Origin of the sequence: Winogradskyella sp. (assembly GCF_965656915.1) — a bacterium.
Lineage (GTDB): Bacteria > Bacteroidota > Bacteroidia > Flavobacteriales > Flavobacteriaceae > Winogradskyella.
In genome coordinates this window covers 95,735-110,330 of the sequence record NZ_CBFHMI010000004.1, presented here as the reverse complement: position 1 = coordinate 110,330, position 14,596 = coordinate 95,735, and the positions used below count along the sequence as shown (strand labels likewise).

The following is a 14,596-nucleotide window of genomic DNA, read 5'->3' as shown; positions in this document are numbered from 1 at the left end:
ACACCTAAAGCATCTAACTGTTCTGCGATGACTAACTTCTGCTCTTTATTGAGCTTACAACCAGGAACTTGTTCTCCATCACGAAGCGTTGTGTCGAAGATTTGGATTGTGTTATTTGACATTTATCAAAATATAGATTAGTATTGTCTAACAAAGTTAAATTTTGAAATTGTCTGAACCACTTAGCTTTATCCTTATTTTACGATGTTCAACACAAAAATTTTATTTCAAATTAATGATTATCAGATTTTTAACCAATATTTCGTTTGATAACTAAAGACCAAAAAGATAATTTGTTTTTACTCGTTAAGTCTCTAACCAAGTCTGAAAAACGACAGTTCAAGCTCTATGTAGGTAGACTAGGTGTCAATGCAGATTCTAAATTTCTTAATCTTTTTAACCTTTTAGATAAAGCCAAAATCTATGACGAGGCATTAATAATAAAAAGTGGCATTGTTAAAAAGCGACAACTTGCTAATGTAAAAGCACATCTTTACAAACAGATTCTAATAAGTCTAAAACTAAATCCTTCTCATCAAAATGTACGTTCTCAAATAAGAGAACAGCTTGATTTTGCTTCGATTTTATATCACAAAGGTTTATATAAACAAGGTCTAAAAATATTAGATAAAGCCAAAGAACTAGCCATAAATAATGAGGAGAAAAATATGGCATTTGAAATTGTAGAACTCGAAAAAATTATTGAAGCTCAATATATCACAAGAAGCATTAGTAATAGAGCTGATGAACTTGTAGTACAAGCAAAAGAGTTTAGCGCCCTAAATGTAATCGCATCTAAATTATCAAACTTATCCCTTCAATTGTACAGTATAATGCTAAAAACCGGATATGTAAAGAATGAAGAGGAAAGTAGAATCGTAAATACATACTTTAATAAGCGGCTTCCGAAAGTTGATATTAAAACACTTGGATTTAGAGAAAAATTATGGCTATACAAGGCTCATTTATGGTATAATTTTTTAATGCAAGACTTTTTAAATTGCTATAAATACTCATCTAAATTAGTGGACTTGTTTTATGAAAATCCTGAGATGATAAATCTGAATCCAGTATTTTTCTTAAAAGGTAACAATTATCTTTTAGAATCTATCTTTTTTCTAAGAAACAGACCTAAATTTATAAAGAAATTAAATGAATTAAAAGCAACCGTAGAGAACCCCAAATTCATTAAAGACCAAAATGTATCTACTCTTGTATTTTTATACACTAATTTTCATAGTATTAATCAACACTTTATTGATGGTAGTTTTGAAGAAGGGTTAGAACTAGTTCCAACAATTGAAAAAGACCTAATTCATTACAAAGATAGAATAGACCCACATCACAAAATGATATTCTATTATAAATTTGCAAGCTTGCATTTTGGCGCAGGCAACAATAAGGCATCTATTAAATATTTAGATAGAATTATTTCTAACAAATCGCTTTCTATGAGAGAAGATTTGCTTTGCTTTTCAAGAGTTTTAAATCTAGTAGCACATTATGAAGCCGGATTAGATTATCATTTAGAATCACTCTTAAAAAGTACATACAAGTTTCTGATTAAAATGAATGACTTGCACGAGGTTCAAAAAGAAATGATAAAATTCATCAGAGGTTTACAAGATATCTATCCTCATGACCTTAAAAATGCATTCAAAGAATTATTAGAAAGATTGAAAACCTACGAAGAACATCCTTATGAGCGTAGATCTTTTTTATATTTAGATATAATTTCATGGCTGGAAAGCAAAATTGAAAACAAATCAGTAGGTGAAATCGTTAAAACTAAATATTTGACAAAGTATGCGCCTTGATAATTAGAAATTCATAAAAAATCCATAAAAACGGTAAATAAATTTGGTTTTTAAATTTTTGTAATGCAATATTTGTATTCATAAAGTTCAAAATCTTACTGAAATGTTATCAAGAAAGGTGGAGGGAATAGACCCGTTGAAGCCTTAGCAACCCTTAGATTTACTAAGAAGGTGCTAAATTCTACTTGAACAAGCAAGTCATTTTTTGCAGGTTCGGATAGATAACTCAAAGCTAATTACTCATCTGTAATTGGTATTTTCTTTATAACATTTTTCTATTAAGTATGCTTCATAAGAAGCTTATTTGGCTTTTGGTTTAATCGTGCTATTTGTTGAGCGAGATTGATGAAGAGAAAACAAATAGATTTTTTGATTAGATAAGAAATAAAAAAATAGCATAGCCTTAGCTACGGTTGTTTTTTATTTTGAAGTATAAGCGAAAAAGATGCTGTTTACTCCATTAATCTTGTTTAGCGAATAGCACTCATTATTAACTCAAATACTTAGAAAAATGAGTACACAAAAATTCGCAACTAAAGCGTTGCATGCAGGACACGATGTCCAAAAAAATGGAGGAACACGAGCAGTTCCTATTTATCAGTCTACGGCCTATGTCTTTAATGACTCAGATCATGCCGCAAACCTTTTTGCCCTCGCTGAAATTGGTAATATTTATACCAGAATTAACAACCCAACTAATGACATTCTAGAGCAAAGATTAGCAGCATTAGAAGGAGGTATTGCGGCAGTAGTTACTGCTTCAGGCACTTCTGCAATCGCAACATCTTTACTTACGTTATTAAAAGCTGGCGACCATATTGTAGCTTCAAACAGCCTCTATGGTGGAACGTATAATTTGCTTAGTGTCACTTTACCAAGACATGGTATTACCACTACATTCGCAGACCCTTCAAAACCTGAAAACTTTAATAAGGCTGCGCAGGAAAACACACGTGCATTCTTTATTGAGTCCTTAGGTAATCCAAAACTAGATGTATTGGATATTGAAGCAATTTCAAAAGAAGCCAAAGCTTATAAAGTTCCGCTAATTGTTGATAATACCGTAGCTACACCTTACTTGTTAAACCCTATTGAATATGGAGCAAATATTGTTATCCATTCATTAACGAAATACATTAATGGAAACGGAACTGCATTAGGTGGGGTTATTATAGATGCCGGTAACTTTGACTGGACCAACGGAAAATTCCCCGAATTCACCGAGCCATCGGCAGGTTATCACGGTTTGGTATATAGCGAAGCATTGGAAGCTGCTGCTTTTATCGCCAAGGTTAGAATTGAAGGTTTGCGAGATTACGGCGGAGCTTTGAGCCCATTTAATGCTTTTCAAATTATTCAAGGGTTAGAAACTCTAGAATTACGTATTAATAAACACAGCGAAAATGCACTAGAACTAGCTAAATGGTTACAAGAGCAACCTGAAGTAACTTGGGTAAATTATCCAGGATTAGAATCTAGCGATTATAATTCTTTAGCTAAAAAATACTTATCTAAGGGACAAAGTGGTATTGTAACTTTTGGTGTTGAAGGCGGCTATGAGGCTGCTAAAATTATTGCCGATAAGACAAAAGTATTCTCTCTGTTAGCCAATATAGGAGATACCAAGTCATTAATTATACATCCTGCAAGTACTACCCATCAGCAATTAAGCGATGAGGCACAAGAGAGTACAGGAGTCACAAAAGATCTTATTCGTCTTTCTGTTGGAATAGAAAATATTGAAGATTTAAAAGCTGATTTAAAAGACACTTTCGCAATTGTAAAACTGCAAAAGACACTTCAAAATTAGCTTTTAGTGTTATTTAGTTTACGCAGGTGTCCTTGCAAGAGGACATCTGTTTAATAATTCAATTTTAACAAGCAGAAAAATGAAAAATTTAAAATATATCCCAATTTCAAATTATAAAACAAAAAATGCAAATACATCAAATATTATGTTGTCTTACCAAACTTTAGGCGTGGAGCTAGGTAAAGCGCCTATTGTGCTGATTATACATGCACTTACAGGAAACTCTAATATTATTGGAGATAATGGATGGTGGAATGATTTAATTGGCAATGATAAATGTATAGACACTAATGAATATACCGTATTGGCTTTCAATATTCCAGGAAATGGTTATGACGCATCAAAAAGTAATCTCATCGAAAATTATAGAAATTATACGGCAAGGGACATTGCCCAAATTTTTGTCAATGGACTTGAACAACTTAATATTGAATCGTTATTTTCGGTAATTGGAGGATCTGTTGGCGGTGGTATAGCATGGGAATTGGCAGCATTAAAGCCAGATTTAATTGAACACTTAATTCCAATAGCCACGGATTGGAAATCTACAGATTGGCTCATTGCAAATTGTCATATTCAAGACGCCATTCTTAATAATTCTAGCAGACCCTTGGAAGATGCCAGAATGCATGCCATGACCCTCTATCGCACACCAGAATCACTTAAACAAAAGTTCGAAAGAACAAAAAAACATGATTCACTTTATAATATTGAATCATGGCTAAATTATCATGGAAATAACTTAAGCAATCGATTTAATTTATCAGCATATAAAATGATGAATCAAATTTTACGAACTATCGATATTACTGAAGGTCGAGGTGATTTTGTGTATGTTGCCTCAAATATTAATTCTAATATTCATATCATTACTATTAACTCGGATCTGTTTTTTAAATCCGATGAAAATTGGAAAGATTTTGTTGAACTAAAAAGTAGAAAGGACAATGTTTCAATTCATGAAATAAAATCCATTCATGGACATGATGCGTTTTTGATAGAGTTCGACCAACTTGCAAAGTTCTTAAAACCTGTGTTCAAAACACAACAAAAACATAAAAAGCGTTATGAGAAAAATGTTGCATAACAACCTTAATTGTATTCAAATTAAAGCTGAACTGTATGTTCGGCTTTTTTTATTTTAATAAGTATCTTCGCTCAGCGAATAAATCATCAATTATATGAATGATAAAAAACTATTCATGATTGAAGCTGTTAATACAGCTTTAAAAGGCATGAGTAAGAATGAAGGTGGACCATTTGGTTGTGTTATCGTTAAAGATGGTAAAATTATTGGTCGTGGCAACAACAAGGTTACCTCAACTAATGACCCTACAGCACATGCCGAAGTTATAGCCATTAGAGATGCATGTAAATCATTAAATTCTTTTCAATTAGAAGGTTGTGAAATATATACCTCTTGCGAACCTTGTCCAATGTGCTTAGGAGCTATTTATTGGGCACGACCAGATAAAGTCTATTATGGTAGTAATCAATCTGATGCCGCACGTATTGGGTTTGATGACGAATTTATTTACAAAGAAATCCCATTACCATATAATAAAAGAAGTATTCCATTTGAGCAGCTTGCTCGTGATGTTGCTATAGAAGCTTTTGAGGAGTGGACCAAGAAGGAAGACAAAATTAAATATTAAATTTTATCACTTTTTCCAAGGACAACTAAATTTTATAATATTTTCTGTAATCTTTAAGAATTAACTTCGACAAAAACTCTTATATTGATTTTTGGTACATAATTTAAAAATATATACATGTCTAAGACCTATTACGATCCAGCAGATTTAAGGAAATTTGGAAATATCACCGAATGGGATGAAGAACTTGGTAACAAGTTCTTTGATTATTATAGTAAAGTATTTGAAGACGGAGCATTAACAGCTCGTGAAAAATCTTTGATTGCATTAGCCGTCTCTCATACAGAACAATGCCCATATTGTATTGATGCTTATACTAAAGATACCTTACAACGTGGAGTAACAAAAGAAGAAATGATGGAAGCCATACATGTTGGTGCCGCAATAAAAAGTGGAGCTACTTTAGTACATGGTGTGCAAATGATGAATAAGGTAAATAAATTAGACGGTTAAATTTAAAACCTTCTTTCTATTTATTACGTAAGTAAAATAAAAGACAACCCAACTAATGATTACGAAATCCTTAAAAAAGCGTGATAGCGATTTAGCAAATAGCAATAGACAAATAGAAATTCTTTCAAATGGTATTTTCCAAAATGGTGAGCTACCAAAATTTAAAGATAAAATTGCAGAAACCAATCAGTTTCCACTGAAAGCTAAAAAGCTTGAAATACTTCAAATCAATGTTGGCTACATGTGTAATCAAGTTTGTGAGCACTGCCATGTAGACGCTGGTCCAGACCGAAAAGAGATTATGACACGAGACACGATGAAACAATGTCTCGAAGTTATAAAAAATTCTGGAGCGCATACGCTAGATTTAACTGGTGGAGCACCAGAAATGAATCCAGATTTTAGATGGTTTGTGGAGGAAGCTGCGAAAGTTGGGATTAAGGATTTTATAGTACGCTCTAACTTAACGATTATTCGTGCCAATAAAAAATATTACGATTTACCAGATTTCTTTAAAAAACATAACGTTCACGTCGTAAGCTCAATGCCACATTGGACGAGAGGCAAAACGGATAAGCAACGTGGAGATGGTGTTTTTGACAAGTCGATTAAAGCACTGCAAGAACTTAATGACGTTGGATACGGAATGCCAGATAGTGACTTACGTTTAGATTTAGTTTATAATCCATCTGGTGCCTTTTTACCAGGAGATCAAACATCCATGGAAAGAGATTTTAAAAAGGCATTACTTGAAGATTTTGGTATTCAATTTCATAATTTATTCGCAATCACAAATTTACCGATAAGCCGTTTCTTGGATTACTTAATAGCTTCAGAGAACTATGAAGATTACATGTATCAATTGGTGGATGCCTATAATCCGTCTGCTGTGGCAAATGTAATGTGTACCAATACACTATCTGTAAGTTGGGATGGTTATTTGTACGACTGTGACTTTAATCAAATGTTAGAATTGCCTGTTAACAGTAAGGCAAAACACATCTCTGATTATAACGAAGATTTATTAGAAGGCAGAACTATAGTCATTTCGCAACACTGTTATGGCTGCACAGCAGGTGCTGGAAGTAGTTGTCAAGGATCAGTCGCATAATCATATGATTAAATCAACTATCCATATAATCGTATTTGTTATTGGGTTTGTAGGCTTCCCACAAGACTCATTATCAGAGGTATTAGAAAAACATAATTCTGAAAGTATTCCTTATATCTCTGTTGAGGAATTAGACAAAGTATACTCAGAAACTATTATTCTAGATGCCAGAGAAATTACAGAATACAATATAAGTCATCTTAAAAATGCAACTCATGTTGGTTATGATGATTTTGATATTTCTGTAATCAAAACAAAGCTTAAAAGTTCTGAATTAAAAATTGTTGTGTATTGCTCAATAGGCGTTCGTTCAGAAGATATTGCAGAAGAGCTTAAAGCGGCTGGTTTTACCAATATTTTTAATTTGTTTGGCGGAATTTTTGAATGGAAAAATAATGGGTTTACGGTTTATGACAATGAAAACAAGCCAACAGATAATGTACATGCTTATTCTAAAAATTGGGGTAAATGGTTGCTAAAGGGAACAAAAGTATATGACTGAAGCACTTGTAATTGTTTTTGTAAAGAACATAAAATTAGGTACTGTAAAAACCAGACTTGCCAAAACCATAGGAGATTTAGGTGCTTTTGAGGTATACACGGAATTAGTGAAAATCACCGAAAAAGCTACCTCCCAAATTTCATTTGATAAGCGCATATATTTTTCTAATTCAGTTGTAGACTATCAATGGTCAAATGAATTTAAGGCTGTTCAATATGGAAGTGATCTTGGTGAACGTATGTTGAACGCCTTTAAAGATGGATTTAATGCTGGTTACAAAAAAATAGTGCTCATTGGATCTGATTTACCTGATATCGATGAAACTCACATCACAAAAGGTATAGAAGCTTTAAGCAAAAGCGATGTTGTTTTTGGTCCTGCGGAAGATGGTGGTTATTATCTTGTTGGACTCAATAAATTAATTCCTGACATATTTAGAAACAAACCTTGGAGTCAACCTCATCTCCTTTATGAAACATTAAAAGAGTTACATAAACTTGACATTGAAGTAAGTACTTTGGAAACCCTAAATGACATAGATACTTATGAAGATTTGATTACGTCAAACTTCTTCAAATCTAATATAAAACTACAAGAAAAAATACAGCAACTAAATGATTAAACAAATTACTGATAGCGTTAATTACTTGCAGAGCAAAGGATTTGAGAATCCAGAAGTTGGTATCATTTTAGGCACAGGCCTTGGTCAGCTTATCAATCAAATAGATATCATCGCTCAAGCAAGCTATAATCACATTCCAAATTTTCCCACAGCAACAGTTGAGTTTCATAAAGGCAAACTTATTTACGGAATGCTTAGTGGAAAGAAAGTTGTGGTAATGCAAGGGCGTTTTCACGTATATGAAGGTTATACATTACAAGATGTTACTTTTCCTGTTAGAATTATGGAAAAACTTGGTATCACAACTCTTTTAGTATCAAATGCCGCTGGTGCTATTAACCTCAACTTTAAAAAAGGAGAATTAATGCTTATTGATGATCATATAAATCTTCAAGGCAGTTCTCCATTAGCATTTAAAGGTGTTTCAGAGTTAGGTGAACGCTTTACAGATATGAGTGCGCCGTATGATAATGAAATCATCGCAAAATTTGAAAACATAGCTAAATTCAATAATATTCAACTTCACAAAGGAGTTTATGCTTCTGTTGTTGGTCCTCAGCTAGAAACACGTGCAGAATATCGCATGCTTAAAATCATTGGTGCTGATGCTGTCGGCATGAGTACCGTACCAGAAATTATAGTTGCTAACCACTTAAACTTAAAAGCAGCGGCAATTTCGGTTTTAACGGATGAGTGCGATCCTGAAAATTTAAAACCTGTTAATATTGCTGAAATCATTGCAATGGCCAATCAGGCCGAACCAAATATGATTACACTTTTTAAAGAATTAATAAAATCATTATAGAATATGGGCTATTTAGAGGCTACAAATACTTTATACAAAGAAGCTGCATTAACACCAGATGTTGGCCTTTGTTGCACTACCAATCCTATTTGGGAGTTACCTGGTTTAAAAATCCCAAGAATAATGCAAGAAATGAATTATGGTTGTGGTTCTACAGTGCACGCTCGTGATTTAACGAATAATCCAAAAATGCTCTACGTTGGTGTTGGAGGAGGCATGGAATTATTACAATTTTCATATTTCAACAGACAAAAAGGAGGCGTTATTGGTGTAGATGTTTTAGATGAAATGTTAGAAGCATCACGTAAAAATTTTATAGAAGCTGAAGCTCAAAACGATTGGTTTAAGTCTGATTTTGTTGAGCTAAAAAAAGGTGATGCTATGAATCTTCCTGTTGAAGATAATAGTATTGATGTGGCTGCTCAAAATTGCTTATTCAATATTTTTAAAGCCGATGATTTAAAGAAAGCCATTGCTGAAATGTATCGTGTATTGAAACCACATGGACGCTTAGTAATGAGTGATCCAACTTGCGAGCAATCCATGAATGAGGAATTACGTAATGACGATCGTCTTAGAGCATTGTGTTTAAGTGGAAGTTTACCAATTGCTGACTATGTAAAAGCATTGACAGATGCTGGATTTGGAACTATTGAAATTAGAGCACGTAAACCATATCGAATTTTAGATCCAAAAAATTACCCAACAGATGAATTAATTTTTATAGAATCAATAGAAGTTGCTGCCATTAAAGATCCTATGCCAGAAGACGGTCCTTGTATATTTACAGGAAAAGCTGCTATCTACTTTGGTGATGAGGATTATTTTGATGATAAAGCAGGTCATGTATTACTTAAAAATCAGCCTTTAGCAATTTGCGATAAAACTGCAGACGCATTGGCAAGCTTAAATAGAAATGATATTTTTATTAGTGAATCTACCTTTCATTATGATGGTGGAGGATGCTGTTAAATAATAGATTTTTATGAGAGTTTTAGTCATAGTTATAAGCTTCTGTATATTGTCTTGCAGTTCGAAAAAAACAGTTGTTGAAAAATCAAATTCTACGCAAGCAGTGGCAGACTCTTTAGTTGTCACCAAAGTACCTAATGCAGTTGAGTCATCTTCTCCACCTTCTATACCAGAACCACCAAATGTTTCTGGCCCTAAAAACATAACAGAAGAGACTAAAGCAAATAAAAATGACTCTTTAGGATTTTATCAAGAGGTCACTAAAAGAACCTTAACTGAACATCAGTTATGGAACGAACTTTTAAAAATATATGTTTCGGAACATGGTAATGTAAATTATTATGCTTTAAAAAAAGACCATAAAAAACTTTTGGGTTATATAAAAGTACTTCAAATCACATATGAAAAAATTAACCCTAAGACCAATAGACCAAAGGAAGATCTTCTTGCCTATTGGATTAATGCTTATAATGCCTTAACTCTTGATTTAATTCTGCGTAATTATCCCTTGAAAAGTATAAAAGATATTAAAGATCCTTGGGATCAGCGTTTGTGGAAATTCGGTGATAAATGGATGAATCTCAATGATATTGAACACCAGATTCTTCGTAAAATGGACGAACCACGAATTCATTTTGCGATTGTTTGCGCATCAGAATCTTGTCCTAGACTTCAGAATGAAGCTTTTACAGCTAGCAAATTAGAAGCGCAACTTACTATAGCCACTAGAGAATTTTTAAGCGATACTACTAAAAACGAAATTTCGGAAACTAAGATTAATCTTTCGAAAATATTCAAATGGTTTAAAAAAGATTTTGAACAAAACGGAACTTTAATTGATTTTCTTAATCAGTACACGGATATCAATATTTCAAATGAAGTGAAAAAGAGTTACAAAGATTATAATTGGGACTTGAATGATTAAATTACCGACTTGTCATTCTGAACTTGATTCAGAATCTCATTAAATGTTAGGTGCTGAAATAATTTGAGCATAACAAAATTCTATGAATAAAATCTCTATAATAATCCCTGTTTTAAACGAATCTAAGTTTATAAAAGATCTACTCTTTCACCTTATAGATAATGCATCACTAAATTCAATTTCTGAAATCATTGTGGTAGATGGAGGAAGTACTGATGGCACTAAAGAGGTCATTGAATCTTTAAATCTAAATATCATCCTTTTGCATTCTGAAAAAGGAAGAGCCAAACAAATGAATCTTGGAGCAAAAAAAGCCAAAGGAGACATACTCTATTTTTTACACGCCGATTCTTTTCCACCGAACAGATATGATAAACTCATTATAGAAGAAGTAAAAAAAGGGAATAATGCAGGTTGTTTTAGGATGCAGTTCGATAGTAACCATTGGTGGTTGCGTTTAGCAAGTTGGTTGACTCAATTTTCCTGGAGAGCTTGCAGAGGTGGTGACCAAAGTCAGTTTATAACACAAACACTTTTTTATGAGATTGGCGGTTATGATGAAGACTATATTATTTACGAAGACAACATATTAATTAACGAATTGTATAAGCGTAATCAATTTGTAGTAATCAACAAAAAAATAAGAACATCAGTCAGACTCTATAAAAAAGTCGGAGTTTGGAAATTACAGTACCACTTTTGGATTATTTATGTTAAACGTTGGTTTGGTGCTTCAGCTGAAGAATTGTTGGTTTATTATCAAAAGCACATTCAATGATTCTACTTATTCCTTCCCTTTTCGTTAGGATATAAATCCTTTAAAATATCACTTTGAAAAATCTCTTTTGTATCTACACCCATAACAGATAATCGGCCTGTAAATGCAGCGCCTGTATCTATATTCCAAACATTAGCTGCACTCATTGGGTGCATTTTAAAATAATTTGTTGTTGGTGTGTGTCCAATATATATTTCGCTATAATGCTTCAAACGGTTTGGATATATTTTAGAGTCTTTTTTAATCCGCTTATCCATAGTCAAAGCCATTTCCCAGAGTGTACGGTCAAAATAAAAACTTTGAATTTCGTATTCACGCTCTACACCATGCATGGATGTAAATCCTGCATGAACAAACAAGCGTTTATTGTCATCAATATGATAGAGCGGCATAGCTTCAAAGAAGTCTAAATGTGTGGCTTTTTGTTCTTTTGTGAAGCTTTGATAGCTTTCAAGAGTTTCCTTACCGCCATGCATATACCATATCTTATTCTCAATGCCTTCAGCTAACCACTGCTCACACCAAACATCATGATTGCCTTTAATAAAAATACAAGAGTTGGTTTTAGCTAACTCAATTAAATATTGAATCACCTGAGCGGATTCACTCCAACCGTCAACATAGTCTCCAAGAAAAATAAGCCGGTCATTTGCAGTCACTTTTGCTTCATCCAGTACTTGAATAAGAGCCCTAAGCCCACCATGTATATCACCTATAACTAATGTTCTCATATGACTTAATATGTTTTATAGTAGTTTTTAATAACCTCTTCTACTGGTTTATTCTGCGGTGTGAACATGTTGTTCTGTAGTCCACCAACTCTGTCATGACTGTGAAACCATTTCCAAACAAAACCACCAGCGAACCAATCCTCATCCCAAAACGTTTTAAAAAGTGCCTCAGTAGCATTTACCTGAGCATCAAGATTAACTAAGCCACTACCTCTATTATAATCCCACGGTTGTTTACCTGTAAAATCAACACTACGATAACCATATTCAGTAAAAAGTACTTGTTTTTTATGTGAATTAGTAAATTTTACTATTTCTGGCTTATGTTTTTCCCAACCAACAATACAATCTTCTACACTAGGTGTTTTGTTGTCACTAACTGGAAAATAAGCGTCAATACCAATATAATCGAGTTTATCCCAAAATGGAGTCTTCCTATATTCATTCCAGTTGGCAGCATAAGTCAATTTACCATTATAAATTAATCGAATTTCATCGATTAGAGCGTTCCAATACTCCGGACGATATTTTGTAAATAATTCTAATTCTGTCCCAATACATAAAATATCTGCTTGAACTTCTTTAGCAAGTTTGGCATACTCCAAAATAAAATCTCTGTAAGAAGCTTCTAACTTCATCCAAGTGTTTTCTGATTGCATCATAATTTCACCTGTAAACTGTCCACGTCCAACCCATAACTGAGGTTTAATCATAACAGCAATATTCGATTTCGCTAGTTCTTGTATGTACTGTTTTGCACCAGCTCTAGTTTCACCAAACCACTGTCTATCTGTGTTATGAATAATTCTTGGATGATCTAAATCTCTAATAAAACCAAAAGGCATGATGGCGGCAAAATTAGCATTGACCGCCACAACCGGCGCAATATTGGTACTATCCACTGGACTACCCGAAGCCACAAAACTTACACCGTTAATTTTTTTTGGTGTAAACGGAGCTGCAGAACAACCCAATAACATCAAACTTAAAACTGCATATAAAAAATAGCGCATAGTGTAAAATTATGTCTAAATTTAAAGAAAATCAGCTAGGTGATTAAGGATTTAACAAAACCTTCGACCTATTATACACTAACAATCAAAATTATATGGAACACATCGTTATTATTGGTAACGGTATTTCTGGTGTTACTCTAGCCAGACATATTAGAAAGCTTTCTGACAAAAAAATTACTATTGTATCAGCTGAGACAGACTATTTCTTTTCTCGTACCGCATTAATGTATGTCTATATGGGACATATGAAATTTGAACATACACAACCGTACGAAAACTGGTTTTGGGAGAAAAATAGAATAAATCTTAAAAAAGGCTATGTAAAAACGGTTAACACGAAATTAAAAACACTTCTTTTTGCAGGAGGAGATACACTTAAGTATGATAAACTAGTTATTGCCACAGGAAGTAAACCCAACAAGTTTGGGTGGCCAGGACAAGATTTAGAAGGTGTTATGGGTATGTATCATAAACAAGACTTAGAGAATCTTGAAAAGTATACACCCAATAAAGACGTTTGTAAACGTACAGTAATTGTTGGCGGAGGTTTAATAGGAATTGAATTAGCAGAAATGTTGAGCTCTCGCAGTATTCCAGTCACATTCTTGGTACGCGAATCTAGTTTCTGGAATGGTGTTTTACCTGAAGGCGAAAGTAAAATGATAAACAGACATATTAAAAACCATCATATTGATTTACGTCTTTCTACAAGCTTAAAGGAAATAAAATCCGATGACAATGGTAAAGTGAAATCTGTGATTATTGAGGAAACTGGCGAAGAATTAGCTTGTAACGTTGTTGGACTTACAGCTGGAGTTTCACCCAATATTGATTTTTTAAAAGATTCAAACATTAAAACTGGTCGAGGAGTAAAAGTAAATCGTTTTTTAGAGACCAACATTAAAGATATATATGCAATTGGAGATTGTGCGGAACAGCACGAAGCTATTGGAAACAGAAGACCTATTGAAGCCGTTTGGTACACTGGTCGGATGATGGGTGAAACTCTAGCGCAGACCATTTGCGGTAATCGACTACAGTATAACCCTGGACATTGGTTTAATTCTGCTAAGTTTTTAGATATAGAATATCAAACCTATGGTTGGGTTCATGGCAGTAAAGGACGACCAGATTACGAAGCTCAGTTTCATTGGAAACATGACGATGACACCAAATGCATCACTGTAGCCTACCATAAAGACACCAATAAATTCTTAGGTATAAATACGTTTGGCATAAGAATGCGTCACGAAACTTTTGACCAATGGCTTACGGAAGAAAGGAATGTGGACTATGTAATGAATCATCTTTCTGATGCCAACTTTGATCCTGAATTCTATCAAAAATTTGAAAATGAGATTTTATCAGCCTACAATAACCAATTACAAACCGCATAATG

Annotated in this window: 15 protein-coding genes, 1 pseudogene and 1 riboswitch; of the genes and pseudogenes, 13 read left to right on the top strand and 3 right to left on the bottom strand. The window is 33.5% G+C overall.

Annotated features, from left to right (window positions below):
- Positions 1 to 122: pseudogene (locus ACTG3Y_RS02755) on the bottom strand (2-isopropylmalate synthase); the annotation flags it as partial.
- Positions 123 to 269: 147 nt separating this feature from the next.
- Here ACTG3Y_RS02755 and ACTG3Y_RS02750 point away from each other — a divergent pair.
- The 12 genes from ACTG3Y_RS02750 (at position 270) to ACTG3Y_RS02695 (ending at position 11,450) form a co-directional block, all read left to right on the top strand.
- Positions 270 to 1,817 carry a hypothetical protein gene (locus ACTG3Y_RS02750; protein ID WP_439151397.1) on the top strand — a complete coding sequence of 516 codons (1,548 nt, stop codon included), beginning with the start codon at positions 270 to 272 and terminating at the stop codon, positions 1,815 to 1,817.
- Positions 1,818 to 1,920: 103 nt separating this feature from the next.
- A riboswitch (SAM riboswitch) is annotated at positions 1,921 to 2,045 on the top strand.
- Positions 2,046 to 2,328: 283 nt separating this feature from the next.
- On the top strand, positions 2,329 to 3,627 hold the full coding sequence (locus ACTG3Y_RS02745; RefSeq protein ID WP_439151395.1) for an O-acetylhomoserine aminocarboxypropyltransferase/cysteine synthase family protein: 1,299 nt from the start codon (positions 2,329 to 2,331) through the stop codon (positions 3,625 to 3,627).
- A 79-nt stretch (positions 3,628 to 3,706) separates the two neighbouring features.
- Complete coding sequence (locus tag ACTG3Y_RS02740; RefSeq protein ID WP_439151394.1) at positions 3,707 to 4,714, top strand: alpha/beta fold hydrolase; 1,008 nt, start codon at positions 3,707 to 3,709, stop codon at positions 4,712 to 4,714.
- Positions 4,715 to 4,808: 94 nt separating this feature from the next.
- Complete coding sequence (locus tag ACTG3Y_RS02735; protein ID WP_439151393.1) at positions 4,809 to 5,282, top strand: nucleoside deaminase; 474 nt, start codon at positions 4,809 to 4,811, stop codon at positions 5,280 to 5,282.
- 117 nt (positions 5,283 to 5,399) lie between these two features.
- A complete protein-coding gene (locus ACTG3Y_RS02730; RefSeq protein WP_439151392.1) occupies positions 5,400 to 5,735 on the top strand; it encodes an arsenosugar biosynthesis-associated peroxidase-like protein in 336 nt (111 codons plus the stop codon).
- A 55-nt stretch (positions 5,736 to 5,790) separates the two neighbouring features.
- Positions 5,791 to 6,846 (top strand): arsenosugar biosynthesis radical SAM (seleno)protein ArsS, encoded by a 1,056-nt coding sequence (gene arsS, locus ACTG3Y_RS02725; RefSeq protein WP_439151391.1) that lies wholly within the window; start codon positions 5,791 to 5,793, stop codon positions 6,844 to 6,846.
- Entirely contained in the window at positions 6,797 to 7,348 is a 552-nt protein-coding gene (locus ACTG3Y_RS02720; protein ID WP_439151390.1) for a rhodanese-like domain-containing protein, read from the top strand. The genes arsS and ACTG3Y_RS02720 overlap by 50 nt, the downstream gene beginning before the upstream one ends.
- Entirely contained in the window at positions 7,341 to 7,970 is a 630-nt protein-coding gene (locus ACTG3Y_RS02715; RefSeq protein WP_439151389.1) for a TIGR04282 family arsenosugar biosynthesis glycosyltransferase, read from the top strand. The genes ACTG3Y_RS02720 and ACTG3Y_RS02715 overlap by 8 nt, the downstream gene beginning before the upstream one ends.
- Positions 7,963 to 8,775: a purine-nucleoside phosphorylase gene (locus tag ACTG3Y_RS02710; RefSeq protein ID WP_439151388.1), complete on the top strand. Its 813-nt coding sequence runs from the start codon at positions 7,963 to 7,965 to the stop codon at positions 8,773 to 8,775. The genes ACTG3Y_RS02715 and ACTG3Y_RS02710 overlap by 8 nt, the downstream gene beginning before the upstream one ends.
- Positions 8,776 to 8,778: 3 nt before the next feature.
- Positions 8,779 to 9,747 (top strand): arsenosugar biosynthesis arsenite methyltransferase ArsM, encoded by a 969-nt coding sequence (gene arsM / locus ACTG3Y_RS02705; RefSeq protein ID WP_439151387.1) that lies wholly within the window; start codon positions 8,779 to 8,781, stop codon positions 9,745 to 9,747.
- Positions 9,748 to 9,760: 13 nt separating this feature from the next.
- Positions 9,761 to 10,672 carry a DUF547 domain-containing protein gene (locus ACTG3Y_RS02700; RefSeq protein WP_439151386.1) on the top strand — a complete coding sequence of 304 codons (912 nt, stop codon included), beginning with the start codon at positions 9,761 to 9,763 and terminating at the stop codon, positions 10,670 to 10,672.
- 82 nt (positions 10,673 to 10,754) lie between these two features.
- Positions 10,755 to 11,450, top strand: coding sequence for a TIGR04283 family arsenosugar biosynthesis glycosyltransferase (locus tag ACTG3Y_RS02695; RefSeq protein WP_439151385.1), 696 nt, complete (start codon positions 10,755 to 10,757; stop codon positions 11,448 to 11,450).
- A 2-nt stretch (positions 11,451 to 11,452) separates the two neighbouring features.
- Here the strand turns inward: ACTG3Y_RS02695 and ACTG3Y_RS02690 are convergent, their stop codons facing one another.
- Positions 11,453 to 12,181 (bottom strand): metallophosphoesterase family protein, encoded by a 729-nt coding sequence (locus tag ACTG3Y_RS02690; protein ID WP_439151384.1) that lies wholly within the window; start codon positions 12,179 to 12,181, stop codon positions 11,453 to 11,455.
- Between the two features lie 5 nt (positions 12,182 to 12,186).
- Positions 12,187 to 13,194: a glycoside hydrolase family 113 gene (locus tag ACTG3Y_RS02685; protein WP_439151383.1), complete on the bottom strand. Its 1,008-nt coding sequence runs from the start codon at positions 13,192 to 13,194 to the stop codon at positions 12,187 to 12,189.
- 95 nt (positions 13,195 to 13,289) lie between these two features.
- On the opposite strand from ACTG3Y_RS02685, the gene ACTG3Y_RS02680 reads away from it, so the two are divergent.
- A complete protein-coding gene (locus ACTG3Y_RS02680) occupies positions 13,290 to 14,594 on the top strand; it encodes an NAD(P)/FAD-dependent oxidoreductase (protein WP_439151382.1) in 1,305 nt (434 codons plus the stop codon).
- Positions 14,595 to 14,596 lie beyond the last annotated feature (2 nt).